This window comes from Oleiphilus sp. HI0117 (assembly GCF_001635235.1).
On record NZ_LWGA01000495.1, the window covers coordinates 1 to 269 of the forward strand.

The 269-nt window shown below is 45.0% G+C and carries 1 pseudogene; it reads right to left on the bottom strand.

Annotated features, from left to right (window positions below):
* Window positions 1-269 (bottom strand): annotated as a pseudogene (locus tag A3757_RS26455) (hypothetical protein); the annotation flags it as partial.

Here is a 269-nt window from a genome sequence, read left to right on the forward strand (position 1 = left end):
AGCATTGTCCCAGGTCTTTCTGCTTTCATAATAAGGGCAAGAATTAAAATAGCTGCAACGGCGCTTGCTGCACTGCTGATTATCAGTCGATAGACTGCGCCAAACTTCAGGTTCGATCACGCTTTCCCAGGTATCTTTGTCGCCATCCCAAGCTCCTGAAGCGTATTTAGATAGATACACCTCTAGCTCAGATTTATCGGTAGAAACGCTATCTTCCTGGGTTAGAAATAGCGGTAACGCAGTAGTATCGCTATTGGCATTATCAAGCT